Genomic DNA, 24,479 nt, shown 5'->3' with positions numbered 1-24,479 from the left:
CACTAAAAGTTGATATCCAAAAGTGTGTATTGGGCCAGCCAGGCACTAATTCTCTGCAGTTGTCCGTTAAACAACAAAAATCCCAGACCTATCACTAACCAGCCGTTCAATTTGGACAGAAAAGGAACCCATTTGTTGATTTTTTTCATTAATTGCAGAGAATAAGTCAGTAACCATGAAATCAGCAGGAACGGTACTCCCATTCCAAGGGAATAGACGGTAAGAAGCCCAACGCCATTCCACAGCGTGTCGCTGGACCCAGCCAGAAGTAAGATAGCTGACAATGCCAAGCCCACACAAGGGCTAAAGCCCGCACCAAAGGCCACACCAGTAAACAGTGAACGCACTGCACCATATCTTCTTTTCGTCTTGAATTCTCTTGTCTTACCGGACATCAGTAACCGGAGATTTAGAATCCCCGCCATTTGCATGCCAAAGATAATAATCAATAAGCCGCTTATTTTTTGAATTACATCGCGTTCCCGGGCAAAGAAATGGCCTATAAAACTTGCCGACGCTCCCAGCGTAATAAAAACAAGGCTGAAACCTACTATGAAAAAAAAGGATAGAAAAATCATCTTCCCCCTATTTACAACCAGTTTGCCATCTTGAACGGATGAACCGGTCAATTGAGAAATGAAACCGGGGAGTAACGGAAAAACACAAGGAGATAAAAAGGATAGTACACCTGCGGCAAAGGCCGAGAAAACATTAATATTATTCATCTAACCCTCTCTTTTGCTTGTTATCGGTCAGCCCGCCCATTCCGGCAAGACCCGCAGCGGATATAAGGAAGAATACCTGTTGCTTGTTGAATGATAAAAACCACGTTTGCCGTTCGGAAATAAAAAACCAAAGTACAATATGTCCGATACAGAACCAGACAACGTAAACGAACCTTCTGGCGGCAGGCAAATTTGCTGCTCTTGTAGTCTGTAGAAGTATAAGAAGTACAAGAGCTAGTACTAAGCTTGTCAAATGAAACCATATGTGTTCCACTCCGGTAAGTAGCAATAATATCCTTGAAGCTAAGTAACCCGCCAGCATATATATAATCAAGCCGTCGACCAAAGCCATAAATATTATATTCCGCTTTGAGGCTGCCCTCCAGATATAGACCACTGCTGCCAAAGCTGCCAGCCATGCCCCGCGTTCCCCGCCATCATAATACAGGAGAGAGATCGGACGTCGAATAACCTCTACGGGATAAAACAGCAAATAACTTGCTTTCCAGATAACCATCCATAACCAGAACGCGTTAGTAAGGAGGGGCAACACTTCCTCTTGTACCCTTTGATTCCGATTTTGGTAATGCAGCATCAACCAGCCCGCTGCCCCAAACCAAAAATAGAATATCAGTTGTCCATTTAAGACTAAAGAGCCAACTTGAATATTATGCAATTAGCCACCCCTTTGTTTACAAGCGATGTCAGGATAACAAACATTAATTATTAATAAGGAACCACTGAGTGGCTCCTTTATCTAAAAATGCTCCGTTGGTTTGTTTAAAAATTATTTTCCTGCCGCATTTAGAATTTTATCCTTCAGTACAGATTTCGGATTTATACCGACCATTTGTTCTACCAGCTTACCTTCATTAAACAGCAACAAGGTCGGAATGCTTCGAACGCCAAATTGTATAGCTAATTCCTGCTCATCATCAACATTAACTATAGCGATATTAGCTTGATCCTTTAGCTCATTTGCCAATTCTTCAACAATGGGGAGTTGAACTCGGCATGGCCCACACCAAGGTGCCCAAAAATCAACCAGTGTAACTCCTGATTTAATATGATTTTGAAACGTATCTTTCGTTAAAGCTGTTGCACTCATATGACTTCCTCCTCAAAATGGATAAGTGATTAATGAAGGCTATTAAGCATTTATTGATAATGAGACATCACCGGTAATGGAGATTTGAACTCCGGCTTTTTTAAGCATATTTCCAACCTCGCAGTTTCGGTCGGCCGCTGCAAAGGTTCGATCAACAGATTGAATTTCCTCTTCAGTCCCACCCGCAGGCAGCACAATTACTGGGTAATGGGTGATCTTGAACCCTTCTTCTTTGGAGACACTTGCTTCCGAATGCATTTCCAGACTTTCTACAGCAAGATTTCTTGCCTCTAGCATGCTTACAAGGGTCAACATAAAGCATGTTGCAGCGGAAGTGACTAGCAGTTCCTTCGGCTCAGTACCTTCACCAGTACCGCCGAAGGATTGGGGAACAGCAATTTCTGTTTTTAGATAGCCTGCTTCGACTTTCCCACTCCCACTTTTATTCCCGTTCCATTCCATTTTGAGTGTCGTTTTTGTCTGATCCATAACTCACCTCTCCTTATTTTTAGTTAACTAGTTAAATAGTTAATTAGTTATTTATTATTAAAGTAAATCTTTCTCTGTGATTTGTCAAGCCTTCTCCATCAACTAGTAATCCAGAGCTTGAATGCTTGATTTTTATCATTTTCTTCATTAAGCTGTAAATATCCAAATCCATAGACAACCAACCAAGAAAGCGGGTCGTATAAAGATGGAAAACTCAGGCTTGCTTTTTAATATCGATCCCGATTCTCCCTTGCCGATTCATATACAGATCAAAGAACAGATCAAATGGCTTATAGGGAAAGGCCTACTCCATTCGGGAGATGTGCTTCCTTCCACCAATCAATTGGCCGAGCAGTTGTCGATTAACCGGAACACTATTCAAAGTGTATATACACAATTGAAAGAAGAGGGACTTCTGCTGATGCAAAAGGGGCGGGGAACGCAAGTTGCCGACGAAGAACACATCCAGCGCTTTAAAGCTAATAATCTTCATTTTTCCTTTGTGGAGCAAATGATTGACGAAGCCCACAAAATGAATTTTTCAATAGACGACCTGCTGCTGTCCGGATTCGCTTATGTACATTTGTTTGGCCAGCATCAAAAAAGGAAGCGGCGTTTTCTTTTCATTGAATGCAAGGCAAGCTCCTGCATCTTTTATCTGGATGAAATCAAGAGATTAACTTCTGCCGAAATTCACACGATCGATATTTCATCGGTCCCGAACGAGGACCTGATTCAGGCTGTTCAACAAGCGGATGTGATCATTACAAGAAGCGACCTGGCTGAACAAATGAGAACCTTTATTGATGATGCCCAAAAAACAGTCATTTCCGTCGGCTCTACCAATGACGTCTCATTACTGCTTAACATGATAAGACAGCCGTGACCAGATCTGCATTAATTGACAAAATTCAGCCAAATCACAAATAACCACTACTCTCGTAGTGGTTATTGTTACGCTATAGCTCACTTGCTGATCTCGGCGATCGTCTGTCTCCCCTCCCGGTATAGACAGAACTTGCTTTTCTCTGCAAATGGATTGCCCTCGAATCCTATGTTGTTATTGTGCGAAAAATCCATTCTGCACAGCTTGTTTCACCCACTCTTGGAGCGGAGTGCCCGGTGTAGCAGAACGCAACTCGTCGCTGACTTGGTCTGGCTTGGGAAGTAATTGAAAATGAGAATTTAATCCAAGCCATTTGTAGGAGTCGGCGAGGCCTTTTGCTGTTTCCTTGCCTAGCATTGGAGATAATGCTTCTTCGAACGCTTCCACAGGGAGCGAGTAAAACTGTATTTTTCGATTTAATGTGGCACTAAATTGCTCTGCCAGCTGATTTCCAGTTAGCGCCTCAGGTCCTACGATAGGCAATGTCTTCCCCGCCAGTTCTGGGTGGTTAAGTGCATATACGCTGTAAGCGGCTGCATCCTCCATACTAATCCATGCGACTGCAGAATCAGCAGGTACAGGGTAAGCCAGTGTTTGGTTGTCTACAACGCCGGGGATAAGGAAGTTTTCCATATAAAATGTAGGTTGAAGGATGATAGTCGGAATGCCACTTTGCTTCACATAAGCGATCAATTCCTTCTTAATATCATAAGCAGCAACACCTGTAACATCATCTGTAAAGAAACCGCTGGTATTAAAAACAAGGAGTTTAACATTGGCTTCTTTGGCAGCATCGACGGTATTACGGATGAATTGTCGATTACGCTCCAAGTCGTAGTCCACCGGCAGCACCAGGAATACTTTGTTGACACCGTGATGAGCAGGAGTTAGGCTGCTAGCATCTGTTAGATCGCCAACAAAGGCAGTAATGCCCTGCTCTTGAAGCTGAGCGGCCTTGTCCGAATTTCTTACGATTGTATGAACGGCGTGTCCTTCTTTCAGAAGCTTGCTGGCGACAGCCCCTCCTTGTACGCCGCCTGCTCCATATACTAATATCTTATCCTTAGTTGTCATTTTTTCATCATCCTTCCGTTTACTAAAAGTAATTTAGTGACTATAGTTAAATAATATAGGTTTAAATTCAATAATGTAAGTACGCACATGAAGGATATATAGTATCCTTAAGGATACCTAAAAAAGGAGATAATCAGAGTGGATAATCAAGACTCACATTGCTCACAATGTCCGGTTGAATTTACAGTCAATATGATTGGGGGCAAGTATAAGCTGCTCATTCTGCACAAGCTTTCGCTTCTCGGCGTGCGACGGTTTAATGAATTAAGAAAAGAATTCCCCAATATTACGCAGCGCACACTCACTCGCCAGCTGCGTGAGCTCGAAAACGATGGGCTGATTAACCGGCAGGTGTATTCTGAAATTCCACCCAAGGTAGAGTATTCTTTGTCAGAGACCGGGAAGAGCCTTCATTCTATACTGTATCAGATAGAGGAATGGGGCTTGAACTATATGGCAAATAATCCAAAAGAATCATAGGCCATGGCAAGAATGTCTCAGTGCTCATCTTATCCATGGTCTGCGTCTCCTTTAAAAAAATAGAGAATTTGAGTCTGATTGCATTTTCCGGTCCCTGAACTGTCCCGGAGTTTCATCATTAAATTTGCGAAACACTTTATAAAAAGTCCGCTGGTTCTCATACCCTACCATTCTGGCTATCGTATCCAGCGACAAATTCTTCATGCTAGCCATCATAACCTTAGCCTTACCTATCCTTACCTGGTTTATATATTGCACGAAAGTATTTCCGGTTTCCCGCTTAAACATCTGTCCAAGGTACACTGGGTGCAAATTCAGGTATGCCGCCGCATCAGATAAAGAAATATCCTTCATGTAACTTTGCTCTATATAGGCTTTTAGCAATTTAATATGTTCGTTCTGCGAGGTGCCCATTTCTTCAAGAGGATTTCCAGATACCGCTATAATTTCACGTTCTTGAATCAGTTCACATGCTGTTCTTCTTAGAATCTCAGCTAATTCCACCTGTTTAATTGGCTTAAGTAAGTACTCTATTACCTGCAATTTAACAGCTTTGCGTGCATAGTCGAATACATCGTGCCCAGTCAGGATAATGAAGCGCTTTATATTCTTTTGCTGCGCTCGCCGAATTAGCTCCAGACCGTCTATTTCTGGCATATGGATATCTGTAATGATTAAATCCGGACGGGCAAGTTCTATTCGTTCCAGCGCTTCGATGCTATCACGAGCCGTTATAATTTGCCTGAACGCTGTCTTTTCTTCCTCAATCATATCTCGCAAACCTTCCAGAATGATTGGCTCATCATCCACAATCAGTAGTTTGAGCATTGAAGTATTCCTCCTTCAGCAGCAGTTTAAGGCAACAAACCGTCTCTTTGCCGGGAGTACTTATTATTCCAAGCGATGATTCTTTACCGTAATACGCCTTGACCCGTTCAGCCACATTACTAAGCCCGATGCCTGTCGTCTTATGCTTCGCTTCATGCTTGGTGATACTGCCCTCCAGCAACCGCTGAAGAGACTTCAACTGCTGCTCCGATATCCCGGAACCGTTGTCGGCTACCTCAATCCACACATATCCATGTTTTCTTGCTAGCCGCAACGCAATCCGCTTACTTCCCCTGTTCTTGGACAAGCCATGGATCATACTGTTCTCGACAAGCGGCTGCAGGATAAATCTGGGACAAGGCAACGATAATAGCGTCTCCTCTACCTGGAGCTCCACCTCAAGGTCACTCATACGGATTTGATGTATTGCGATATAGGTGCTTACATGATCCAACTCATCTCGAAGCGTCGTATGTTCCGACTTTGACAGACTGTAGCGGAACAAATTGCCGAGAGAAAGCGCCATCTCAGCTACTTTATAATCCTTATTCGACCTGGCAAGCATTCGCATCGTTTCCAGGGTATTATATAGAAAATGAGGTTGAATTTGTGCCTGCAGCATTTTGAAATCTGCTTCTTTCTTGAGCATCTCCACCTTTTGAACATGGTTTACTAATTCATCCATGCGGCTGATCATTTCATTATAGTTCGTGATCAGGAAGCCTATTTCGTCTTTCCCGGCTTTCCCCTTAACGGGGTTGTTCAGGAACTCTGGCTCCACTCTGCGCATATGACGTGAGAGCCGGACGATTCGCTTGGTTAGCGAAGAGACGATCCAAAAGTACAGAGCGGACAACAACGCCAGCAGCGCCAAACCGCAAGCTACCCATAACTGTTTTACCCTCAGAAATTCGAATAAAGCTGCCCGTTTATTCACCTCGATAATCGTCAGCCCCAGCTTTGGAATATGAACGGAATTAATCAAAAGTCGATCATGGTCGGCAAGAAATCCTCCCAAGGATTCATTTCCAAACGGCTGGACAATGGAGCGTATTTGCTCATCTGACAGCTTCGTATTCATGACATAGCTAATCATCTTTCCTTGACGATCAAGCACCATTATTGCATTATTCGGATGTACTTGAGTCAAGGCCGACACGAATTGATCTAACATTGCAGGGTCGACACTTATCTGAATAATACCTAGATCAGTAATATAGGAATTACTGTACAGCTTCTGGAAATAACTCAGTGTCGGGGCGGCAGGATCGAAAGAATGCTTCCATAGTCCCTGGGCCGGACGCAATTCTTCTACTTCATCAGGAGTTAGAAATCCCCCTATATCACGATAGTTCTGAAAACCGGGAGCCCCGAGTAGCCGTTTCTGAGATTTGGGATAGACGGTAAGATTTTGTACTAAAGGATCTGCCAGATAAGCAAACGAAAATGCCGGATTAATTTCTTTTAAATACGAGTAGATCAAATCACGGTCATCCACAAACTCTCCTTGCAAAAAATCAATTAAAGCTGCATTGTTTTGATAAATCGAAGTAAGTGATTCCAGCTTAGCCAGGCTTGAATCCAGATTGGATGCAGTTTGCTCCAAATTTTGCTGGTTTACAAGTTGATATTGGGTGAGCATTTTGTCATACAGCTGAACATAGGAGAAAAGAGCAAAGAACAGAAATGGAAGCACAATGAGGAGAATGTAACCTAAGTACATTTTTGTACGTATACGCATATCACATACCTCCCCGCTGTCTATTATGATATTTTAACGCAATGAGCTCATACAGGATTAGCACGGCACCTTGAGCCTGCATCCTGTATGAGCGGTATAGTGACTGTATGTTACTAATTACTTCGTTAACTGATCATACTTCTGCTTAAGAGGACCGTACTGCGCAGTTGCCCATTCTTCAAGCTTGCTCATTCCGATTTTTTCGGCTTTTTTGATCAGCTCGTCGAAGGCAGCCTGAGCTTCAGCTTCTGTAGCAGCCAGATAGATCTTAGTGACCTCCGTTTTCACCATATTATCAATATTCGTGCGGATAATCTGTTCAGGTGAATCCGTGTCAGGATTAATCATACCTATCGCCGGATTAAACTTAATTATTGGTGAGTACTTCTCTCCCTGCCGTGTCGTTTCCGAGCCTTCTTTATAAGATGTCAATGCCATTCCTACACCAGTCTCAGTAGGCACCCCCCACCAGTACACCCCTTTTTTCTTCAGTAGCTCGAGGTCGTTAATATCATAATTGAATTCCGGATACCCGGCTGCGTTCCAGCTCCAATCCTTGCCCTCTACGCCCCACTCTGCTGTTCTCCAACCTTCCTCTGAGAATAGATATTTCAAAAATTTGACGGTCGCTTCCACATTTTCATTACTCTTGGTGACATACATTCCCAGCCCGCCGGTTCCTGAGCTTAGAATGGAAGCCTCTGGTCTAAGCGGTTCGGCCAATTGAACAAAGCTGATACCGTTGTCTTTGTTATCCGCATTGAGGCGTTCTGCCCCGGAATAGGTCCAGGTATAGGCGAAGCCCTTCCCGGCCGCCATCATTTGCTCTGTCTCCGTCTCATTCTTATAGGCAAAATTCTCGGATGTTATATATCCGTTCCGATATAGGCTATTCATATACAGCATCGACTTGCGTACAGCATCTTGTCTCAGGTAGTAAACAATCTTCCCATTCTCGTCCACAAAACCTCCATAAGCACCGAATTGTGCATCGAAATATGGCCTTTGCCAGTTAGGATTAAGAATTAAAGGCGTCATCTCAGGGTATTTCTCTTTGACAGTTGCAAACACATTATCAAGATCTTCCAGCGACTTAATGGACGGATTACCCATTTCCTCCAGAACATCCTTGCGCATAGCTAACCCGGGAACCATCATATGGGCATAAGGGTTAGCCTTCCACTCTGATTCAGGAGAAAAGTCATTGCGAATGGCGTAATAATTCCCGTCACTCACAGTATTCACAAGTTCCTTTACTGGATCGAACTTCACATCAGGAGCATATTTAGGAAATATTTCATTATACGGCCAGCTTAGATTACCATCGGACATTAGCTTGAAGTTAAAAGAAACAATGATATCCGGGAGATCCCCTGAAGCTACCATCAGTGCCAATTGCTTATCGTCCGTGGCAACCGTAATTTTCGGCTTCACTCCAATAGCTTTAGTGATCATTTCCGGGATTTCCCCGGACCAGTCCTGAAAAGGATACCATGTTGCATCAACGAACATAGTCAGCTCCACCGGCTGATGGTCGCGCCCTTTGTCAGTACTGGAATTTGTTGAGTTCTGATCACCTGCTTCTCCGCTATTCTGTCCATTGTCGGTCGATGATGCAACACCACTCAGATCCCCATTTTGGCTGCATGCTGAAAGTACGCCCGCTACCAAAAGTACCGCCAGTATCAGCTTAAATAGCATACGTGAGCTTTTCTCCATCTTTCTTTCCCCCATTCATGTAATTTTGGAAATTACCGGATGTTTAACCTTTTACCGAGCCGAGCATCATCCCCGAAACAAAGTACTTTTGCAGAAACGGATAGACCCCGAGAATTGGAATAATAGACACCACCATTGCCGTCGCCTGAATAGAGAAGGGAGTAACCTTAGCTCTGGACATCGAAGCCGCTGCGGCATCCCCCGTGGGTACCATGGACTGATTGATCACCTGCATCATCCGATAAGTAAGCGTTCTCAAGTTCTCGTTCTGAACGAAATATGCAGAGTCGAGCCAGGAGTTCCACTGTCCGGAGCCAATGAATAAGCTCATCGTTGCCATCAGCGGCATGGAGACAGGTACAACGATGCTGATGAATATCCTCAGTTCGCTTGCTCCGTCAATCCGTGCAGATTCTCCTAGTTCATCTGGAATTTCACGAAAGAAAGAGATGGCTATCAGCAGGAAGAACAAATTCAGCATGCTGGGAATCACGTATACCCCGAATGTGTTAATCAGCCCGAGGCTTTTGAGCACAATGTAGAAAGCAATCAGTCCGCCCGAGAAATTCATCGCTACTACCACGATAAAAAAATACGTTTTTCTAAACATCAAATCGCGCTTCGCAAGCCCATATGCAACCATACTGGTGAAAAACACTGCGAGCACCGTTCCCACTATCGTCCGTAGGATCGAAACCAGAAAAGCATTTACCCATTTTGGATCTTCAATAAAGTAGATGTAATTCCCCAGGGTGAACTCCCTCGGCCATAAATACATTCCTCCTAGATTAGAATCAGATCCTGAATTAAACGTAATGATAAGAATGTAATAGAAGGGGTACAGCGTAATAAACACAATGATTAATAAAATGGCCGTAATCAGAATGTCCAGTATCCAATCCTCCATCGTTCTTTTCCTGCGCATGGCTTCACTGCCTTTTCTGTTTGAGTAATGACTCTAGGCTAGAACAAACCGGTTCCCGAGAACCGCTTGGCGATAAAGTTGCTGGTGAAGATCAGGAATACCGAGATTACCGACTGCATAAGGTCAATCGCTGTGGCAAAAGAGAACCGTCCCTGGGCTAGACCAACCGAAAATGCATAGGTCTGGATAATCTGCGACTTCTCATTGTTGAGCGGATTCCCCAGCAGCATTGACTGTTCGAAATTTGACCCTACCAATCCGCCTCCCAGAATACTGCCGATGGTCAGAATGAGCACTACTATGCTGGCACTTTTAAGCCCCGGCAAGGTAATGTACAGAATTCGTTTAAGTCTGCCAGCCCCGTCAATCTCCGCTGCCTCATACAATGCTGGATCAATGCCAGCCAAAGCTGCCAGAAAAATAATGGTCCACCAGCCTGCCTCCTTCCAGATCGCAGTCATAACCGCCAAGCCATAGAACGAATCAGGATCGGTCAGGATTTGTACAGGTTCCTTGATAATATGCAGCGATAGCATCAACTCATTAAAAATTCCAAAACCGGATGAAAAGAAAGCGTATGCAATGCCAGTTACTACAACCCAGGAAATGAAATGTGGCAGGTAACTTACGGTCTGTACAAACCTTTTAAAAAATACGTGTTTGACCTCGCTAAGCATAATCGCAAACAGAATCGGAATCGGATACGAAAAAATCACTTTCAGTACACTGAGTATTAACGTATTGCGCACCAGGCTTGGAAAGTTGTAATCGTTAATCAACTCTCTGAAATGCGATAATCCTGCCCAGGAACTGGTGAAGATACCTTCAATACCAGTAGAAATTTTGTAATTCTTGAAGGCGATGATAATGCCGAACATCGGAATGTAACTGAAGACCAGCAGAAACAGAATCCCAAGTCCTACGAACAAATGAAAGGGTAGCTGTTTGTGTAAACGTTTTAGAAATAGCTCTTCTTGAATGATGTCCACCTCCTTGACGGCTAATAGATTAACTCGCTTTCTAGGTTAAATTATAGGTTCCTCATGCCGTCATGAACACAGTTCATTTCCAATAAAGAGATGTCCATTTTCAAGGTGGTCACAGTTGGACTGGTCCTACAATTGAAATGCCACTGTAACCTCGGTACCTTCACTAAGTGTTAACTGAATATATTTCCCGCGTAAGTCCTGTTGTACATCCGCTTTACTTCCGTCGATCTTGGCCTCAGTCCAAGATAGTCCCACCCTTATTCGGATGGTATTTTCATTCTTGCTGGAACGCAGTAATACATGCACCGTTTTGGCGGAAAGATTCCAGGATAATGCCTTGACTTCGACCCAGGTTCTTGCCATAAGCCCATCTATAGAACCCTTTGTCCAATCGGATGGCAATGCCGGAAGAACCTCTATTTCACCCGTATTCGAGAATAACAGCGCTTCATTAATGGCTCCCACAGTACCGAAAGAGGTATCTGTGCAATAACAATTGCATCTTCTGTTTGAATCATGATCTGTCATTAAGGAGCTGTAATAACCCGCATCCCTCATCATGGGAAGAAATGCCGAGAGCACTCCGTCACCATTTTTCAGCCTAGCTTGAACTAGCGCCTTATGCATCCAACCATGCCCGGCGGTATCGTCGACAGTATTAAATCGGTCTCTATTGTCAATCGCTATCTTTGCTGCCCGCTTTAACTCCGGATCGGTTTGTGTTTCATAGGCTGGCCATGCCACATAAAGATGGCTCAAATGCCGATGATTGTTATTTTCCGTGTACTCACTCATAGCCCATTCGCGCAAAGCACCATCATAGTCATATTTATAATTTGGCAGCAACTCAAGCAATGCTGTCCACTTAGCTATGGCTGTTTCATAACCATCGCGCTTGACTGCCTTTTCCATGGAGATAACCATAGATAGACCATCCCGTGCAGCTGAAATGTCCATGGTGGCATTCGCCGTGATTGTACTGTTATATCCGATGGGGTGATTCTCTGGAGAATATGTGGGAATAATTAGGTATTTCTCTCCTGAATTCAAAGTCTTTTTGTCACACTGGTAGCATGCCTTGCCGTTGACATCCATGTAATATTCCGGTGTACAGATCTGCTGCCAAAAGTTTGCCTGCTTGGTAAGCAAGGGAAGCAGGATATCTTCCGCAAGATCCAGATAGCCTTTGTCTAACAGCTGTGTGAACTCCTCATCGCTCATGCCTCCATCTTGTACACTCAGAATAGTCTGCAGTTCATGAATCCGCATATTCTCATGAAGCGGTATCTTTGGGTTGCCGTAACACTGCCAGTATTCATAAATGGGCAGAAGGCACCAGCTTGCCCCCGCGTTCCAGTATTCAAACGGATAATCATTGTCATATTCCACATGCATCCCGCGATCGCCGTCAGAGTTAACTGAAACCTGCAGTGCATCGTGCATTCCGTACGCCATCCGCGCATTGTATTCAAAGTCGGGAGTATTTCTCAGGAAAAAAGTAATATATCCGAGCTGTGCTTGAGTTAAATGGCCTGTATTCATGGAGGCAACCTGCAGATTCACATTAGCATCAAGCGTATAAATCCCCCGCCAGCCAGGATTCCACTCCCCGGTCCACATTCCATATAAGCGTGGTGCACTGGTACCGCTGCAACAGATCATGGCATACCGTCCCTGGTTATACACCTGCTCCATAAAAGCATGATTGACTCTTCCCGGAGTTGATTTCTGCGTAGTGATTAAGGTCTGGTTATCTGAATTTTTGTAGTGGTCGTCGCCATTAATACTGAAGCTCACTGCATTAAACTCTACTGAATGCTTCCTCGTATGGGCAGCTAGAGCTGCATCATAATTGAATTGACCGTCTGAGGCCAAATATTTTTGCACAACCGCATTTATATCTTGATAGAGTTGGTCTACGATATTGTATTGTGTCATTTCAGCAAATTCTTCGATTCTCCCCATAGAATGAGTTCTGCTTGAGCGCGTAATTAAATATACGGCATCAGCGTCCTTAATCTGAATGACCGGATTTGGTTCTCGCCCAACATTGATCCGTTCATGACTGCCAGCCATCAGCATTCTCTTCTTGGTTCCGTTTACAACAACAACCTGAGTCAAGCCAGCGTATCCGCCGTAAGCTAGTTCACTTCCCTGATACACGGGATAATGAGCAACCTGGGCGAGATAATTCGCAACGGAGTCCACCAGCTTCTTATACTGCAGCTCTCTCAGCTCGATGTGGCCTTCGTTCGCTCCGCTTATTGTGGAGATGTCATCAATGGAGAGGGTTATATTAATTTTTGTGCCTGTAGAAGATGCTGTGATCTTGGTAAAAGTTACATTATCCTCACGGGACGTAAAGGAGGTGCGGACCCATTCCCCATTCTCATCGCTGTATCGTACCCCAGTCTCTGCTGTTTCATAATTCGTCCATCTCTCATAACCACCCAGATTTCCTTGGGAAGGTATACTGAATCGGAGTTGGTGTCCAGGATGGTAGCTATAATAAAAGGTTCTGATCCTTGTGGAACCGGTTTTATTCGTAATCTTCCATTTATCGTTCTGCTTAAAAACATTTTGTCTGGCATCAGTCAGCTGCTCCGTCAATTCTTCGGGAATCACTCTTGGATCTTTGGAAGGATAGTTAAAGGACATATTCTGAAAAATAAAACTGTCCGCATACGGCGAACCTGAAGTAATATATCCGTTCTCCCCGTTTCCGCTAACCATACCCTCCCGCCATGCATTTCCGGGATTAACAGCGGGAACTTCCGTGTAGGTGTTTGCATAATTTCCTTTCTTATACAAACGTATTGTTTCCGGTAAACTGGTCATAAGATCTCCTCCTGATCTGTTTGGGCTGCAGTTATTAACATTGCGTCGAATTTTAGTAATAATTATATCAATGTAGACTGGGATTCGTTATCCTGGGAGATGACAAGGAAGAGGGAAGCATGTCGCATTTTTACAAGGGGAGAGTTAGATCGCATGAAATTACCTAATATTAACATCGGAAATCTAGATATCAAGCTGACTCTTGGCGAGGTAGTATTGAACGTATTGTATGTTAAGTTCGGGTATTTCCACATTCCTATGCCTGAACACAGCCATAGCCAGGGAAGCTACGAGCTGCATTTTATTCCAACCGGCCAAGGTATTCTGAATGCACAAGGAAACCGTTACGCAATCACGCCCGGCACGTTATTTGTAACCGGTCCAGATGTCGTTCACGAGCAGATTCCGGATCTGGAAGACCCGATGGCTGAATACTGCATTTTCTTTGAGATTTTGCCCGGCAATTCTATATCTCCCAATGTCAAACGTTCCTTCGTAAGAGAGCCGTCTCTCCCCGAATTGCTGGTATCCACCCCCTTCTGGATTGGGCAGGAGGATGGGAAAATGCTCGAATTGTTCCAAATGCTTGCTGAAGAGCTTTCCCTTCAACAAATCGGCGTCCATCATATGGCGACCAACATTCTTGAGATGATTGTGATCTGTTTGTTAAGACATTACAGAGAGAATCATACCACCGTACCGTCCCTTCCCCTGAAGACTCTTGATGATAGCAGACTGCTTATGATTGAGAATAGCTTTTTATACCATTACAGCTCCATTAGCCTGCAACAGCTTGCTAACGAATTGGGGCTAAGCACAAGACAGACGGAACGAATGGTTCATAAGCAATACGGTATGTCCTTCAAAGATAAGAAGCTGCACGCACGAATGGCTGCAGCTTCAAGGCTTCTACTCACAACGGAAACTTCCATCGGCCTAATCGCAGCACAAGTGGGTTTCGCAACACCGGAACAATTCAGTAATGTATTCAAAAAATATTTCGGGATGACAGCCACTAAATACAAAAAGAAGTGTTGAAACGAAGCTAAAACCATTTAGAATAAAGCCTCCTTTGTTTACACTGGAGAAATCCGGATGGAGCAACGAAGGCACTATGTGCTTCATGTTACATTTTAGATTGTTCATTATCGTATAAACAGTAGTTTTCCACTAGTGGAGACAGACCACGTTCATTCTCAAAACCGTAGAATTCAACAGAGCAGCAATTCTCCTGTTATTGGAGGATCGCTGCTCTGCATTTTTGGTCATTTGCAGCTTGCTTCAGTAGATTATGAGCAAGTGAAAGAATTACTTCGCAGGATTTCCTGAGCCTACTTCTGGTAACACAGCCATTCCAGACTTACAATCACTTCCAGGTTTCCGGCTGCCTTCGTACAGTGTTCTGTTAGTGGACAGCCTTCGCAGCTCTGGCTCGGTAATGACGTTTGTGAATTTTATATCCACTTTGTAGAGTCTCCTTGCTCTCTTGTGCAAATGCAGCGTTTCTACGTATAGCTAATTCTTATTTTGATAGTATGTACTTTAAAGGGGTGGCTGAGCAATTAAATATGGCGAGTACACCGTCCAAAGGCAGCCGAATAATAACCACGAATGAAGATTGCACAGATCGGTAACTTAATTTAAACTTACAAAAAACGCCAAGGAGGTTCAGACACGGTTCAACTGACAATTCTAAACATTATGTAACAAATTTCAACAATATAGTTCGACTTCAATTCCATAGGAGCCAAGTTGTGCACTCAAAGAAAGTCCAATTCTATTGAACACGTTCTAACCTTACTTCTTTGTTGACAAAGATTAAGTTAACGCGAGCGACTTATATGTTGATACGAACAGTTGAGCAGGAACAATAAACAAGATTACGTATACGTAAAGTTGTTTATCACCAAAAATCAACAAAAAAACTGATTATTATTTACAATATTATGTCAATAGTTGTTTTTTGGGATCTTTTTCCCTATTTGAGAATGAGGAGATGATCATGATGAACAATCGACGAAATATTCATTCTGATGTTGAAAAAGGATTTAGCCGTTACATTCAAATATGCCTCTATCACTCCAGTCGTGATTTTTTCAGAAAATTAGATTTTGAATACCGTTATACTGAGCCATTAAATGAAAATATTGAAAATGTACAGCTTACAATAAATTTTTTCTCTGCTCCTATAGGACAGATAGAGGTTCAGGAATACTTGAGTTCTGTCATCAAAGCATTAAATCCGATGGAGAAAAAACTATTGGCTTATAAATTTTACGATGAAAAGACAGATTCAGAAATCGCTAATTTATTGGGATTAACTCAACAAGCTGTGAGTAAGGCCAAAAGATTATTATTGGAGAAACTTAAGCAACAACTGGAGGTGTAGAATTAAGCTTTTCACCCGCATTCGTTCCCCTCCTTTTCTACAAAATGTGTATCCCAGTAGAAAGGAGGTTTCTTATGCGGGAAGTAATGGAACTTATCGAATTAGCTCAAGGTGGGGATAGACTTGCTGAAGAAGAGTTGATCTCTCGATATGAACGATTAATCTTTAAACATTCATGGCACAACGGCCACTATAGCGAAGACTGTAAACAACAACTAATTATCACTTTTATCTTGGCTGTCCGCCGATTTGATATCAACCGTTATCTCTCTTAGTTGATCTAATTTAGTATGCTCTTTTATGGCTATTTAATTGCCACCTATAGATTGAAACATAACTTTTTTTTGTATTTAAGTTGTATTTCAAATGATAAAGCCCATTTTAATACAGAGGATTAATATAATGTCTTTAAGAATTAATTCTCCGGTTTTTTCGTTAGGCTTGTAGCTTTGGATGTCCTTTGACAATAACATACGTCTAGTATCAAGTACGTTCTTATTTGCTCTGTATAAACACAGAAGCGACGAAGCGGAGACGCCAAGATGAGCTCTAGCGATCTAGATCTATATAGAACCTAGAGTTCGGAGCGACAATCTTCTGGCTAAAATCAATCTATGGTAGATTGAATCGCCACAACCAGCAAAAAGATCCTGATACTTCTGCCCGGCCAACGTCACTGTATTGGGGGTAGCTCGCTCTGATGAGGGGGAACTTTGGTATTAACAAAGTTATGATGCTGCAAACCAGCAGCAGCTTGATACGGACACTTATCTTTATTATGAATATTTGAATTATTCTATAGTTTATTGGCTCCTTGTTGGTAATTATGTTTATAAAGGAGGTCCTTTTAATGACTACTGACTTTTGGCTGCCCACAGGTTTTCAAGATATGTATGGTATCATATATCAAGAATATCCAGATATTGTAACTGTTATGCAGATGTGTGAAATGCTTGGAGGTATTAGTAGCAAAACCGCTTATAAGTTACTCCAAGATAATAAAATCTGTCATTTCAAAATTGGCAGAGTTTATAAAATTCCAAAAATAAACATCCTACTTTATCTTAATATGTTTGCATTTACCTTCGACCTTCCTCACTGTGACGCTTTAGTGCATTGAATCAATACTTATATACGTGTTATAATAAAAGCGTCAATGGTAGGGTCAAGCGGGCTGCTATGAAGGAGGTTTTTTCATGGTAGCAGGCCACCTGCAAGAAAAAAAAGGTCTTTTTTATATGGTCTTGAATTGCAAGGATGAAGAAGGTAAGAGAAAACCAAAGTGGATTCCTACTGGTCTTACGGTAAAGGGAAACAAAAAAAGAGCAGAAGCATTGCTATTAGAGACAAGGAGGGAATTTACACTTCTTTTAAATGTTACTGAGGAAGAACCGGTAGTTGAAGAAATTATCGAAGAAATGCCAGCCGAAGAGCCAGTCGATCAAGGACCACTATTTTCTGTCTTCATGCTTCAGTGGCTAGCAATGATGAAACACAAGGTTGAATTTATCACTTACGCATCTTACCACAATGTCATAACTAATCATGTAGCACCTTATTTTGAAGAAAAAGGCCTCCGTCTCAAAGAATTATTACCAATTCATATTCAGGATTATTATCAGTATGAGTTAGAGGAAAATGGAGTAACAACCAACACGGTTCTCCATTATCACGCTAATATTCGCAAAGCGCTAAAACATGCTCTCAAAAATGATTTAATTAACACTAATCCTGCAGATAAGATTGAAAGACCAAAGAAAAATGATTTTGTAGGCAGTTTTTACAACAAGCAGGAGACAAATATTCTGTTTGAAAAAGTTAAGGGCGAGCTGATAGAGCTAGCAGTCATTCTTGCTGCTTTTTATGGATTGCGCCGAAGTGAAGTAGTTGGGTTGAAATGGACAGCTATAAATTTTGAAAACAAAACGATTAGTATTAGGCACACTGTAACTCCGGTTTATTTTGAAGGTAAGGAACACATCATTGAAAAGGACCGGGCTAAAAACAAGCCGAGTCGCCGCACCTTACCTCTTGTGCCAGCCTTTGAGGATCTACTGCTGCGTATTCGTGAGCTTCAAGCTCTTAATAAACTCATATGTGCTAACTCTTACTGCACTGATTATGAGGAGTATGTATATCTAGATAAGTTGGGACAACGTATTAAACCCGGCTATATCACACAGAACTTCACTAGAACTCTTAAAAAAAATGGTCTTCGCCATATTCGCTATCACGACCTGCGTCATAGTTGTGCAAGCCTCTTACTCGCCAACGGAGTCAGTATGAAAGAAATTCAGGAATGGCTGGGACACAGCAACTATTCTACAACAGCCAACATTTATTCTCACTTGGAATACAGTTCCAAAGTATCTTCAGCATCAACAATGAGTGGTGTTTTGGTCTTTTAATAAAAAAGATCGCACTGCCCTCAATATTTCATGAGAGTCATGCGATCTTCTCCTCGTTCTCTCCTTCGGAAAAAGGAGAGAACTGCAGGAGAGAACTATATAAAAACTTCTCTCCTAAGCTGTTTTAAAAACCAAGGTTTTTCGGAAAAAACCCTTATAAATCAAGGATGCCGAGGACGGGGGTCGAACCCGTACGGTACTCACGTACCGCAGGATTTTAAGTCCTGTGCGTCTGCCTGTTCCGCCACCCCGGCATATTATGTGTTGAAGCTTCATACGTTGTTCACATATAACGCGACAAGAAATATAATATCATGAATATCGATAACGCGCAATCCTTTTTCGAAAAAAAATTATTTACAATAAAAATAACCCGTTCAGCCTAAACCGACACGGGTTATTATAGACGTGGATTATCTACGCTCGTCACTTCTGCTTCTCATTCCGGCAAGACCCAAAAGTCCAAGCAGACCGAGCCAGCCCCAGTTAGATCCTTTGTTAGTCGCAGCATTCGTTGTTGTACTAGTTGCACGGTATTTACCGGTCTGTGTAGTGTTGGTTGCCGGGTTAACAGTGCTGTTGGTTCTGTAGTTATTGCGGGTGTCATTGTAGTTATTGGTGTTGTAGTTGTTAGGTCTGTAATTATCATCGATGCGGATCTTATCTTTCATAATGCTCTCATGCTGATTCATTGTTCCCGTGGTGCCATTCATTAGATTGCCTTCCGTATTCATCATCCGAGTGTGTTCCGCAGTGCCATCCATTCCGGTATTCGCGGCTGGGATACCGCCCAATGCTGCTGATCCAACGGCATTTGATGCATAGCTAGCTCCCATTAGACTCATTGACAGTACAGTACCGCATGCAAGGCTTGTTATCAGCTTGTTCACAGTGTTATGCCTCCCTTTAAGGTTAGTTATCACTGATAATTTCCCCTTGGACGGCACTGTCTATGCATGATGATTTTACTCTTTTACTACATTAACTGTCTTGGTCACAGCATCATAAGTAACCTTTGCTCCAAGTGCCTCAGCCAGCGCACGTATGGGCACATAGGTTATTCCGGTATCGAGAACGCCATCGGTAAGCTTACGGCCGTTTAGGTTAATGGTCACTGTAACGTCTTTGTTCACCTGATCATCCCCTCCGGTAATCTTTTTTAAAGCCTCTTTGGCTTGGTCCGTCGTTGGACGTTTACCTGCCCGAAGTTGATCTATAGTTAAACCGAAAGTCATTTGCAGATGTGAATAATCTTTAAAAGAGGTCCAGTCCCCGCCCCATTCTAATCCAAGCCGCTTAGCCTCCTGTACAACCTCTTGCCAATCCGCAGTCTTATCTTTATCACCATCACGATTGATATCCCAAGAAAGGCTAGTGCCATTCGGCAGCAAAAGCGCAAAATCAAACGCAAGACCATAATTATGATAGCTGGTACCGCCTTTAGCATTGGTAACTATCGGTCCCGGCTTACTTCTACCCTGCGCATACAAAGCATTTTGTTCAGCAATGGTCCGTAGACCCTGAGTAATAACGATAGGGACTCCTCTCGCATGGCTTTGCTGAATCAAAGCATTTGCACCTGCCGCCAAGACAGGGTGAAGCCCGACCAGACGCGCCGCGGATTTTTCCCTCAATTGCTCCAAAGTCAGCATAGAATCACCCCTTTGGTATATTCAATGATGCCCCTGCCCTATTTGCCTGTACCCCTGTCCCCCTTAGGATGATTTCCACAAAAAAGGACAAAATATTTAATGAAAGGTGGGAGACATATGGATATTCATAGCGATAGCTATAAAGTTGCAGCCCTTAGTGAACAGGAAGAAGCACTGGAAATTATTCGGAATGCTGAAGCTTCCATTGCACATCTGACCGGTAACCCTACCGTTACCTTAATCGCTTATGAGAAAAGCGAAGGCAACGGTTCTCAGCATTAAACGATATAGACCTCGACAATATCATCCACATCGATCCACTTCCATTCCTCCGCCCACTGCAGCTTAAACTCACGCGAGTGGGTGTGAATGGAAGTCACAAAGCCACTTAACATCGTATTTTCAAAAGGTTCAAACAGAACAACTGTCACTCGTACATGACTCCGCAACGACAAAGCCAGTGTACATTCGATCTCCTCCAGCTTTTGCTCATCCAGAATAGGCTTGATGCGGCGCAGCGTCTCCCGTTCATCTCTTATAATTCTTGTCTTATGCTCCGGCAGCATCATGCGGCTGCTTTCCCACAGCCCGTTTTTTTCCAGCTTTTTGCCCATGGTAACCCCTCCCTTATAATATATCTATTCTTCTGAACACGAACGTATGTTTGTATTATATCCGCATCTTCGCATATTAATCAATAATCAGGAAAAAGATACCTTTTTGAAGGAGCGCTTTTTATCCAAAAGATGTATATCAATGTATATCCATGTAAGCGCAGCAAAAAGACGCTGACAGATAAACTGTGCAGCGCCTGATTTGATTTATTCTTGAACAACATCTCCAGATACTGAGGTAGCTTCACCTTCGGAATCTATAAGTCCAGTTGCTTCTCTTGCCTCATTAAGCTTGGAGATACCGAACAACATCGCTATATCAGCTTTTTGATTCAATTCATTAAATTGCTCAGCCGTAACATTTGCGGAATCTGCGCCCTGAGAAGCCTCTTTTTTTAAAGAATAAGCACTTTCAAAGGAAATTTTAGACTCTTCAAGCAACTTACGAATGTCTTCAGGCAAGCTGGAGGAAATTTTTACTTTCTCGGCTTGATTCGATAAATCAATTGCGGTACTCTGAAATTGCTTAATTTTCTTCTCCAACTGCTTGTCCGTGAGTTCTCCTGCTGAATAACCAGCAATGGCTTCGTTGAACTCCGCTAAAGAAGATTTTCCCGACTCTTCAAGTTTAGACATTTCATTGTAGAAGTTTTGCACAGTCTCCTGCACTTCTTCTTCCGTGGCAGGTGCCGATGAAGTTGAATTATTGCTGCAGGCGCTAAGGATGACAGTCATCATCAGCATTCCTATTAGTAAAGCTTTTTTCATTATTTATCCCTCCACTTAACAGGATAATGTCGGTTTGTGTAAAGCGCAAATGAAATATATGTAAAATGACTGTTATGTTATAATTATTTTAATTGTGATCAGAAAAGGAGGGTATTTATGCCTTATTGCACCACCTGCGGAGCGGAATACAAGCAGGGCGCTAAATTTTGTGGAGAATGTGGAACCAGCCTTAACGGTACCGCTCCAGTGACCGCCCATCGACCAGCAGAAGATAATCATGTCAATCAAGAAGTTGTGCTCTGGAAAGGCAAACCTGCCGGCATCTCAGATCGACTTAAAGGAATTATAGCTCTTAACACAACTTCATATACCATTACAAGTCAGCGCATTATGTTAAAGACCGGACTTATCGGTAAAAATGTTGAAGAAATCGAATTGCTGCGCGTACGCGATTTATCCGTGAAACAGTCAATAATGGACCGGATGCTTGGCATCGGGTCATTAACTGTATTTTCTGATGATGCCTCAGCGCCTCAGCTTCTTTTTCGAAAAATCCATGATGCCCAAACCGTCAAAGATGTTCTGCGCAAAGCCGTTCGTGACGAGAAGATCGCCAACAACATTAGCTACCGCGAACAAATTTAAGACGCTCATACGTAAAAAGGCCCCGGAAAACCGGGGCTTTTTGCTTGCGCTTGTACACTTGAAGTACTCTTTTTTAAGGAAGATAAAATGCCCCCGCTGGGATAACCCCCTTGATCTGGCTAGGACTCTCCCACTGCAAAACAACCCGGGCGTCGCCCGCATTCTCATAATACTCCACCTTTATTTCATACGGCTTACCTGCTATCAGACTTATGCTTCCTTTTCGTTCCTGGCCGCTCTGATTTACCCAACTATCAATGACTAGCCCGCCATCAATCCATACCCGTATCCCATCATCAGAGTAGGAATAAATGGTATAAATCTCGCTAAAAGCAGCCGTCAGCTTCCCACTCCACCGCACAGAAAACGCATCTACACGAATGGCAGGATCAGGCGAACCTTGTCTCCATGAAAAGTTAATATTGGCATCCGTACGCAAAAGTGCAGGTGTGCCGCTAAGCGTCATGTTATTGTAGTATTGCCCACAGAGTCCACTCTCCAGCACACTATCCCCGATAGCAGCGAAAGCGGCGGCCTCAGCAGCATACTCCTCTCGTGTGAATACCATTTTGTCGTTCATAAAAGCTTTTATCACAGCATCGGTATTCTTCTCATAGAGGAGTTTCCCCCAGGTCAGCTGATAAGACCATTTGGGCTGCGTTTTGGACAACAGTTCAGCAGACGGAAGCTCTCCATTCTCACCAATCGCAATCAGCTTGCCACGACCCAGATCCCATAAATTATCATAATGGCTAATCTTGAAATCCGCGTCATAAATGTCGAGCGCCAGCACATCTACCTTATCACTGCCCGGATAGTATTCTGCCGGCTCATCACACCACTGATTTTTTGCATTTGGACTCCAAACCCACAATAAATTATGCAGCTTATGATAATTGGTAAAACGATCGAACATAAGGTTCCACAATGCAACGTAATTGCTCTTTTGCCCCCACCAAAACCATCCACCATTCATTTCATGATACGGCCGCCAAAGTACAGGAATCCCTGCGTCATTAAGCTTTTTCAGCGACAAGGCTATCTTATCCAGATCAGCTAACAGCGCATTATACTGGGTGGTACCTGGGGTTATATATTTATCAAAATCAGCATTGCTTAGGCTCGTATTTACATTCCCCCAAGTTGGCGCTGTCCCCGGTAATGCAGCGTGATAACACATCGTTACGATCCCGCCGGACCTAGACCAGCGTATCGCACTGTTGACGACCCAATTCCGCTGATTGTCAATTAGAGCCTGGGACTGATTATTGATTGCGCCCAGCTCGTAGCCATGAAGCGCAGCATATTGCCCACTGGTATTTTTAAGCTTCTCCATAAGCTCGTCTGCACTTTCCAAATAATCATGTTGGCCGCTTATCACACCCTTTCCCTGCAAGTAATAGAGGGTATTCAGCAATAGCTGAGCCGAGGACGACAGTCCCGAATCCGCCGGAGCCATTTGTAATCTGCGAAAAGCCATCTGCCACTGCACATCGCCCACGAACCTTGATGCTGAATCAACCATCTGACGAATAATCCGCTGCTCCATCTATTCTCACCATCCTTTTAAATCTTTTTAAGTTATAGTATGGGGACAATAGTGACATGAACTCAGCGAATGGACATGAAGTTGTAAAATAAGTTGGGACGATATAAGGAACTGCTGAATAATTTCACGGCTCAACAAAAAAAGGAGCTCAGCGGCTCCTCATTACTTTTTTTCTTATCTCGTGTACCTTAAAGGCAATAGCTCAGTGATTTCATATTTAGCTAATCGGTCATCCTCCGATACAATTATCTTGCAGTCTATTCCGTAATCCGCAATTAACTCTCGGCACATGCCGCAGGGAGAGACTACTTTAATCTCTTTTTCCTCGCTGTCTGGATCAGAATGCCTTACCGCAACAATCGTATCAAATTCCTTATAACCTTCGGATATCGCTTTGCCAATCACCATCGCTTCTGCACAGACTGTAATCCTCCCCATGCTGGCTTCCACATGTACCGCTGTAAAAATCTCTCCTGTTTTAGTACGAAGCGCTGCACCCACATGATGACGCCCCCATTCATAACGTCTGGTAATTATATCTTCGGCAGCCGTAATAAGCGTCTGATCCTCAATGGTAATTATGTACTCCATATCCAGTTCCGTCCTCCTTTATTTTCCCTAATTATATTAAATCGCACTGAATTATGATATAAGATATACTATTTTAAGTGCCAAAAAAGGAGGAGCAGAA

Annotated in this window: 27 protein-coding genes and 1 tRNA gene; 9 read left to right on the top strand and 19 right to left on the bottom strand. The window is 43.1% G+C overall.

What is annotated here, in order from left to right; all coding sequences use genetic code 11:
- Window positions 1-2: 2 nt before the first annotated feature.
- The 4 genes from MKY63_RS18160 to MKY63_RS18145 form a co-directional block, all read right to left on the bottom strand.
- The gene (locus MKY63_RS18160) at window positions 3-725 is read right to left on the bottom strand and encodes a cytochrome c biogenesis protein CcdA (RefSeq protein ID WP_081386855.1); all 723 of its coding nucleotides are present in this window, start codon (window positions 723-725) and stop codon (window positions 3-5) included.
- Window positions 718-1,401 carry a hypothetical protein gene (locus MKY63_RS18155; protein ID WP_076222864.1) on the bottom strand — a complete coding sequence of 228 codons (684 nt, stop codon included), beginning with the start codon at window positions 1,399-1,401 and terminating at the stop codon, window positions 718-720. Before MKY63_RS18155 ends, MKY63_RS18160 begins: the two co-directional genes overlap by 8 nt.
- Before the next feature lie 111 nt (window positions 1,402-1,512).
- Window positions 1,513-1,833: a thioredoxin gene (gene trxA, locus MKY63_RS18150; RefSeq protein ID WP_076222866.1), complete on the bottom strand. Its 321-nt coding sequence runs from the start codon at window positions 1,831-1,833 to the stop codon at window positions 1,513-1,515.
- Between the two features lie 42 nt (window positions 1,834-1,875).
- Entirely contained in the window at window positions 1,876-2,322 is a 447-nt protein-coding gene (locus MKY63_RS18145; RefSeq protein WP_076222868.1) for an OsmC family protein, read from the bottom strand.
- A 205-nt stretch (window positions 2,323-2,527) separates the two neighbouring features.
- On the opposite strand from MKY63_RS18145, the gene MKY63_RS18140 reads away from it, so the two are divergent.
- The gene (locus MKY63_RS18140; RefSeq protein WP_076222870.1) at window positions 2,528-3,208 is read left to right on the top strand and encodes a GntR family transcriptional regulator; all 681 of its coding nucleotides are present in this window, start codon (window positions 2,528-2,530) and stop codon (window positions 3,206-3,208) included.
- A 174-nt stretch (window positions 3,209-3,382) separates the two neighbouring features.
- Here the strand turns inward: MKY63_RS18140 and MKY63_RS18135 are convergent, their stop codons facing one another.
- On the bottom strand, window positions 3,383-4,282 hold the full coding sequence (locus tag MKY63_RS18135) for an NmrA family NAD(P)-binding protein (protein ID WP_076222873.1): 900 nt from the start codon (window positions 4,280-4,282) through the stop codon (window positions 3,383-3,385).
- A 138-nt stretch (window positions 4,283-4,420) separates the two neighbouring features.
- On the opposite strand from MKY63_RS18135, the gene MKY63_RS18130 reads away from it, so the two are divergent.
- The gene (locus tag MKY63_RS18130; protein WP_303396588.1) at window positions 4,421-4,762 is read left to right on the top strand and encodes a helix-turn-helix domain-containing protein; all 342 of its coding nucleotides are present in this window, start codon (window positions 4,421-4,423) and stop codon (window positions 4,760-4,762) included.
- Window positions 4,763-4,813: 51 nt separating this feature from the next.
- Here the strand turns inward: MKY63_RS18130 and MKY63_RS18125 are convergent, their stop codons facing one another.
- The 6 genes from MKY63_RS18125 to MKY63_RS18100 all read right to left on the bottom strand — a co-directional run bounded on the left by MKY63_RS18125 (window position 4,814) and on the right by MKY63_RS18100 (window position 13,802).
- Complete coding sequence (locus MKY63_RS18125) at window positions 4,814-5,590, bottom strand: response regulator (RefSeq protein ID WP_076222875.1); 777 nt, start codon at window positions 5,588-5,590, stop codon at window positions 4,814-4,816.
- Window positions 5,565-7,331, bottom strand: coding sequence for a sensor histidine kinase (locus MKY63_RS18120; RefSeq protein ID WP_339809484.1), 1,767 nt, complete (start codon window positions 7,329-7,331; stop codon window positions 5,565-5,567). The genes MKY63_RS18125 and MKY63_RS18120 overlap by 26 nt, the downstream gene beginning before the upstream one ends.
- A 117-nt stretch (window positions 7,332-7,448) precedes the next feature.
- Window positions 7,449-9,050, bottom strand: coding sequence for an extracellular solute-binding protein (locus MKY63_RS18115; protein ID WP_339809483.1), 1,602 nt, complete (start codon window positions 9,048-9,050; stop codon window positions 7,449-7,451).
- 43 nt (window positions 9,051-9,093) lie between these two features.
- The gene (locus tag MKY63_RS18110) at window positions 9,094-9,975 is read right to left on the bottom strand and encodes a carbohydrate ABC transporter permease (protein WP_076222883.1); all 882 of its coding nucleotides are present in this window, start codon (window positions 9,973-9,975) and stop codon (window positions 9,094-9,096) included.
- A 38-nt stretch (window positions 9,976-10,013) separates the two neighbouring features.
- Window positions 10,014-10,964, bottom strand: coding sequence for an ABC transporter permease subunit (locus MKY63_RS18105; protein WP_076222886.1), 951 nt, complete (start codon window positions 10,962-10,964; stop codon window positions 10,014-10,016).
- Between the two features lie 126 nt (window positions 10,965-11,090).
- Window positions 11,091-13,802 (bottom strand): glycoside hydrolase N-terminal domain-containing protein, encoded by a 2,712-nt coding sequence (locus tag MKY63_RS18100; protein WP_076222888.1) that lies wholly within the window; start codon window positions 13,800-13,802, stop codon window positions 11,091-11,093.
- Between the two features lie 153 nt (window positions 13,803-13,955).
- On the opposite strand from MKY63_RS18100, the gene MKY63_RS18095 reads away from it, so the two are divergent.
- On the top strand, window positions 13,956-14,840 hold the full coding sequence (locus MKY63_RS18095) for an AraC family transcriptional regulator (RefSeq protein ID WP_256716998.1): 885 nt from the start codon (window positions 13,956-13,958) through the stop codon (window positions 14,838-14,840).
- Window positions 14,841-15,110: 270 nt separating this feature from the next.
- Here the strand turns inward: MKY63_RS18095 and MKY63_RS18090 are convergent, their stop codons facing one another.
- Window positions 15,111-15,266: a hypothetical protein gene (locus MKY63_RS18090; protein WP_179087730.1), complete on the bottom strand. Its 156-nt coding sequence runs from the start codon at window positions 15,264-15,266 to the stop codon at window positions 15,111-15,113.
- A 538-nt stretch (window positions 15,267-15,804) separates the two neighbouring features.
- Here MKY63_RS18090 and MKY63_RS18085 point away from each other — a divergent pair.
- The 4 genes from MKY63_RS18085 to MKY63_RS18070 all read left to right on the top strand — a co-directional run bounded on the left by MKY63_RS18085 (window position 15,805) and on the right by MKY63_RS18070 (window position 18,599).
- Window positions 15,805-16,191, top strand: a complete 387-nt coding sequence (locus tag MKY63_RS18085) for a sigma-70 family RNA polymerase sigma factor (RefSeq protein WP_176462551.1) — start codon at window positions 15,805-15,807, stop codon at window positions 16,189-16,191.
- Between the two features lie 74 nt (window positions 16,192-16,265).
- Entirely contained in the window at window positions 16,266-16,466 is a 201-nt protein-coding gene (locus MKY63_RS18080; protein ID WP_076222895.1) for a helix-turn-helix domain-containing protein, read from the top strand.
- 575 nt (window positions 16,467-17,041) lie between these two features.
- The gene (locus MKY63_RS18075; RefSeq protein ID WP_179087731.1) at window positions 17,042-17,311 is read left to right on the top strand and encodes a helix-turn-helix domain-containing protein; all 270 of its coding nucleotides are present in this window, start codon (window positions 17,042-17,044) and stop codon (window positions 17,309-17,311) included.
- Between the two features lie 76 nt (window positions 17,312-17,387).
- Window positions 17,388-18,599, top strand: coding sequence for a site-specific integrase (locus tag MKY63_RS18070; RefSeq protein ID WP_076222898.1), 1,212 nt, complete (start codon window positions 17,388-17,390; stop codon window positions 18,597-18,599).
- 168 nt (window positions 18,600-18,767) lie between these two features.
- Here the strand turns inward: MKY63_RS18070 and MKY63_RS18065 are convergent.
- From MKY63_RS18065 to MKY63_RS18055, 3 genes are all read right to left on the bottom strand, one after another.
- Window positions 18,768-18,853: transfer RNA gene (locus MKY63_RS18065), tRNA-Leu, on the bottom strand.
- Window positions 18,854-19,012: 159 nt separating this feature from the next.
- Window positions 19,013-19,489: a WGxxGxxG-CTERM domain-containing protein gene (locus tag MKY63_RS18060; protein WP_052097266.1), complete on the bottom strand. Its 477-nt coding sequence runs from the start codon at window positions 19,487-19,489 to the stop codon at window positions 19,013-19,015.
- A gap of 75 nt (window positions 19,490-19,564) precedes the next feature.
- Window positions 19,565-20,251 (bottom strand): M15 family metallopeptidase, encoded by a 687-nt coding sequence (locus tag MKY63_RS18055; RefSeq protein WP_076275661.1) that lies wholly within the window; start codon window positions 20,249-20,251, stop codon window positions 19,565-19,567.
- 117 nt (window positions 20,252-20,368) lie between these two features.
- Between MKY63_RS18055 and MKY63_RS18050 the strand changes: the two genes are divergently transcribed.
- Window positions 20,369-20,533, top strand: coding sequence for a hypothetical protein (locus MKY63_RS18050; RefSeq protein WP_169744799.1), 165 nt, complete (start codon window positions 20,369-20,371; stop codon window positions 20,531-20,533).
- Here MKY63_RS18050 and MKY63_RS18045 read toward each other — a convergent pair.
- Entirely contained in the window at window positions 20,530-20,865 is a 336-nt protein-coding gene (locus tag MKY63_RS18045; RefSeq protein ID WP_036683341.1) for a YolD-like family protein, read from the bottom strand. The two genes, MKY63_RS18050 and MKY63_RS18045, sit on opposite strands and share 4 nt — an antisense overlap.
- A gap of 207 nt (window positions 20,866-21,072) precedes the next feature.
- Window positions 21,073-21,633, bottom strand: a complete 561-nt coding sequence (locus tag MKY63_RS18040) for a hypothetical protein (protein WP_038572817.1) — start codon at window positions 21,631-21,633, stop codon at window positions 21,073-21,075.
- A gap of 117 nt (window positions 21,634-21,750) precedes the next feature.
- Here MKY63_RS18040 and MKY63_RS18035 point away from each other — a divergent pair, with 117 nt between their 5' ends.
- A complete protein-coding gene (locus MKY63_RS18035; RefSeq protein WP_036683346.1) occupies window positions 21,751-22,239 on the top strand; it encodes a PH domain-containing protein in 489 nt (162 codons plus the stop codon).
- A 73-nt stretch (window positions 22,240-22,312) separates the two neighbouring features.
- On the opposite strand, the gene MKY63_RS18030 is transcribed toward MKY63_RS18035, so the two are convergent.
- Both MKY63_RS18030 and MKY63_RS18025 read right to left on the bottom strand, forming a co-directional pair.
- On the bottom strand, window positions 22,313-23,788 hold the full coding sequence (locus MKY63_RS18030; protein WP_076275662.1) for a glycosyl hydrolase: 1,476 nt from the start codon (window positions 23,786-23,788) through the stop codon (window positions 22,313-22,315).
- Window positions 23,789-23,962: 174 nt separating this feature from the next.
- Window positions 23,963-24,379, bottom strand: a complete 417-nt coding sequence (locus MKY63_RS18025) for a cytidine deaminase (RefSeq protein ID WP_038572821.1) — start codon at window positions 24,377-24,379, stop codon at window positions 23,963-23,965.
- Between the last annotated feature and the right edge of the window lie 100 nt (window positions 24,380-24,479).

Source organism: Paenibacillus sp. FSL R7-0189, assembly GCF_037969925.1.
In the GTDB taxonomy this organism is placed as follows: domain Bacteria; phylum Bacillota; class Bacilli; order Paenibacillales; family Paenibacillaceae; genus Paenibacillus_AQ; species Paenibacillus_AQ odorifer.
Note: the sequence above shows the minus strand (reverse complement) of the source record. Positions and strands in the feature narration are given on the sequence as shown.

Coding starts and splice junctions, on each gene's coding strand:
- MKY63_RS18030 (WP_076275662.1), bottom strand. CDS start 23,788: ATGGAGCAGCGGATTATTCGTCAGATGGTTGATTCAGCATCAAGGTTC.
- MKY63_RS18070 (WP_076222898.1), top strand. CDS start 17,388: ATGGTAGCAGGCCACCTGCAAGAAAAAAAAGGTCTTTTTTATATGGTC.
- MKY63_RS18140 (WP_076222870.1), top strand. CDS start 2,528: ATGGAAAACTCAGGCTTGCTTTTTAATATCGATCCCGATTCTCCCTTG.
- MKY63_RS18125 (WP_076222875.1), bottom strand. CDS start 5,590: ATGCTCAAACTACTGATTGTGGATGATGAGCCAATCATTCTGGAAGGT.
- MKY63_RS18160 (WP_081386855.1), bottom strand. CDS start 725: ATGAATAATATTAATGTTTTCTCGGCCTTTGCCGCAGGTGTACTATCC.
- MKY63_RS18085 (WP_176462551.1), top strand. CDS start 15,805: ATGATGAACAATCGACGAAATATTCATTCTGATGTTGAAAAAGGATTT.
- trxA (WP_076222866.1), bottom strand. CDS start 1,833: ATGAGTGCAACAGCTTTAACGAAAGATACGTTTCAAAATCATATTAAA.
- MKY63_RS18025 (WP_038572821.1), bottom strand. CDS start 24,379: ATGGAGTACATAATTACCATTGAGGATCAGACGCTTATTACGGCTGCC.
- MKY63_RS18050 (WP_169744799.1), top strand. CDS start 20,369: ATGGATATTCATAGCGATAGCTATAAAGTTGCAGCCCTTAGTGAACAG.
- MKY63_RS18045 (WP_036683341.1), bottom strand. CDS start 20,865: ATGGGCAAAAAGCTGGAAAAAAACGGGCTGTGGGAAAGCAGCCGCATG.
- MKY63_RS18095 (WP_256716998.1), top strand. CDS start 13,956: ATGAAATTACCTAATATTAACATCGGAAATCTAGATATCAAGCTGACT.
- MKY63_RS18100 (WP_076222888.1), bottom strand. CDS start 13,802: ATGACCAGTTTACCGGAAACAATACGTTTGTATAAGAAAGGAAATTAT.
- MKY63_RS18080 (WP_076222895.1), top strand. CDS start 16,266: ATGCGGGAAGTAATGGAACTTATCGAATTAGCTCAAGGTGGGGATAGA.
- MKY63_RS18055 (WP_076275661.1), bottom strand. CDS start 20,251: ATGCTGACTTTGGAGCAATTGAGGGAAAAATCCGCGGCGCGTCTGGTC.
- MKY63_RS18040 (WP_038572817.1), bottom strand. CDS start 21,633: ATGAAAAAAGCTTTACTAATAGGAATGCTGATGATGACTGTCATCCTT.
- MKY63_RS18120 (WP_339809484.1), bottom strand. CDS start 7,331: ATGCGTATACGTACAAAAATGTACTTAGGTTACATTCTCCTCATTGTG.
- MKY63_RS18115 (WP_339809483.1), bottom strand. CDS start 9,050: ATGGAGAAAAGCTCACGTATGCTATTTAAGCTGATACTGGCGGTACTT.
- MKY63_RS18135 (WP_076222873.1), bottom strand. CDS start 4,282: ATGACAACTAAGGATAAGATATTAGTATATGGAGCAGGCGGCGTACAA.
- MKY63_RS18145 (WP_076222868.1), bottom strand. CDS start 2,322: ATGGATCAGACAAAAACGACACTCAAAATGGAATGGAACGGGAATAAA.
- MKY63_RS18075 (WP_179087731.1), top strand. CDS start 17,042: ATGACTACTGACTTTTGGCTGCCCACAGGTTTTCAAGATATGTATGGT.
- MKY63_RS18110 (WP_076222883.1), bottom strand. CDS start 9,975: ATGCGCAGGAAAAGAACGATGGAGGATTGGATACTGGACATTCTGATT.
- MKY63_RS18035 (WP_036683346.1), top strand. CDS start 21,751: ATGCCTTATTGCACCACCTGCGGAGCGGAATACAAGCAGGGCGCTAAA.